The organism is Mesorhizobium sp. M7A.F.Ca.CA.002.04.1.1 (assembly GCF_004022805.1).
Lineage (GTDB): Bacteria > Pseudomonadota > Alphaproteobacteria > Rhizobiales > Rhizobiaceae > Mesorhizobium > Mesorhizobium ciceri.
Genome location: NZ_RZPL01000946.1, coordinates 1 through 1,765 on the forward strand (window position 1 = coordinate 1; position 1,765 = coordinate 1,765).

General features: G+C 60.6%; 4 protein-coding genes. 1 reads left to right on the forward strand and 3 read right to left on the reverse strand.

Features of this window, described 5'->3' with window-relative positions; all coding sequences use genetic code 11:
- Positions 1-69: 69 nt before the first annotated feature.
- The 3 genes from ENZ75_RS30795 to ENZ75_RS34485 form a co-directional block, all read right to left on the reverse strand.
- The gene (locus ENZ75_RS30795) at positions 70-435 is read right to left on the reverse strand and encodes a hypothetical protein (protein WP_063168852.1); all 366 of its coding nucleotides are present in this window, start codon (positions 433-435) and stop codon (positions 70-72) included.
- A gap of 215 nt (positions 436-650) precedes the next feature.
- On the reverse strand, positions 651-884 hold the full coding sequence (locus ENZ75_RS30800; RefSeq protein WP_013529962.1) for a hypothetical protein: 234 nt from the start codon (positions 882-884) through the stop codon (positions 651-653).
- Between the two features lie 39 nt (positions 885-923).
- Positions 924-1,226, reverse strand: a complete 303-nt coding sequence (locus tag ENZ75_RS34485; RefSeq protein WP_024504541.1) for a hypothetical protein — start codon at positions 1,224-1,226, stop codon at positions 924-926.
- A 253-nt stretch (positions 1,227-1,479) separates the two neighbouring features.
- Here ENZ75_RS34485 and ENZ75_RS30810 point away from each other — a divergent pair.
- Positions 1,480-1,765 (forward strand): response regulator (locus ENZ75_RS30810; protein WP_128278585.1); only part of this gene is annotated, 286 nt, incomplete at its 3' end.

The window sequence follows — 1,765 nt, forward strand, 5'->3', positions numbered from 1 at the left end:
ATCGACGCGCGAAACCGGTGTCCGCCGACGCGGCCATTCATAATCATGTGGGAAAGTGTCGGTTGCCGTTCAACGGCCTTGGCGGCCGAACATGCGACGGCCGGGAATCTGCCGCACGGCCGCAGCGGGCGGTATATCGGACCGAAAACGGTTTCCGCCGGCATCCGCCCGGCGTTCCAGCCAGGTCGCGATCAGCCACGCGGCGACGCAGATCAACGTCGCGCCGGTCAGCACGACCAGCAGCCAGGTCTGTGCCGGCGTTATGTAGTCCCAGTTGGTGGAAATCGCCGGAGCGAACAGCGAAGGCTCGGTGCGTCCGCTGGCCGGATCGGGGACCGGGCTGGCGGTGAACAGGATAAGCACTCTGGCGAGGCCGGTGGCAACCAGACCGCCGATCACCATCGAGCGCAAAATGGACGAAAGCCGCTTCTTCATGCGGATTGTCCTACACGGCCGGCGTTGCAAACGGGTTAAGTGTCAGTCGAGGCGGAAGCTGCCGGTGCCAGACTTCGCCAAAGATCAGTTGAACCCATCGACCGCTGCATCGCCAATGTCAGGGCTTCAGCGGCTCGGACAGGAAGAAGGCCGCTCCAACCGAAACCAGCTGGAGCGGCCTTGGTCAACAGGCCGGCATTTTATGCCGGACCTTATCAGGTCTTCGGGGCGTCCTTCTTGACGGCCTTCTCAGCAGCCTTCTTGTGCTTCTTGACGGTCTTCTTGACGACCTTCTTCGGAGCAGCCTTGGCCGGAGCGGCAGTCGCCGGAGCGGTGGTCGTCGAAGCAGCCGGAGCAGCGGTCGTGGTGGCGGCGGCGTTGCCGAGAGCCGGCATCGCGAAAGCGAGAGCGACGGCGAGACCGGTTGCGGAGAGGATGGACTTTTTCATGGCTTCGTTTCCTTTTTATGCGGGTCAAGTTTCGGAGCGTTACTGAACCGGGTCGTTCGGCGTCACTCCAAGCAGCTTCAAAGCATTGGCGAGCATCCGGATGCCCTGTGCCTGTTTCTTGGCGGCGCAGTACCGGTTGCCCTTTCTCTGAAGTGCCTTTGCCGCGGTGACCTGCGTTGCCGTGGCATGGGTTTCGAGGGCTTCATCAAATTGGTGGCTGAGATTGGCGCACCGTTCGCTCCGGGTTGTGAGCGTCGCCTTTGCGTCCGATTGTCCGACAGCGGCAGTGACCAGGCAGAAGCCCAGCAACGCACCCAACAAACTGATCGACAACCTTGGCATCGGTTTATCCGTAAACCCGGAGACTAGCGTCGCAGCCGATGACCTGACCGCCACGAGATCAGTTATGCCTTTGAAATTTTTCAGGAGTTTTTCTGAACTGTAGAATTTTGTTTCTGGAGTGTGTCTGAGAAAGCCGGTGTGAACCCCATCATAGCCACTGGCCAACATATGGCCTGAATTCTATCGTGTGGGTTGCGACCGAAGGGCTTGGCAATCAAAGACAGAAGGGCTTGGCAACAATGACAGGGCTGCTGTGAAATCCGATGCACACATACTGATCGTCGACGACGACAAGGGCATCCGCGACCTGCTGCAGGAATTCTTCCAGAAGCGGGGCCTGCACACCTCGGTTGCCGCCGACGGCATCGAGATGGAGACCATCCTGCGGCGCGTCCAGGTGGACCTCATCGTCCTCGACGTGATGCTGCCCGGCAAAAGCGGGCTGGAGCTGTGCCGCGACCTGCGCGCCCAGTATTCGACGCCGATCATCATGCTGACCGCCGTCACCGAGACGACCGACCGCGTCGTCGGCCTGGAAA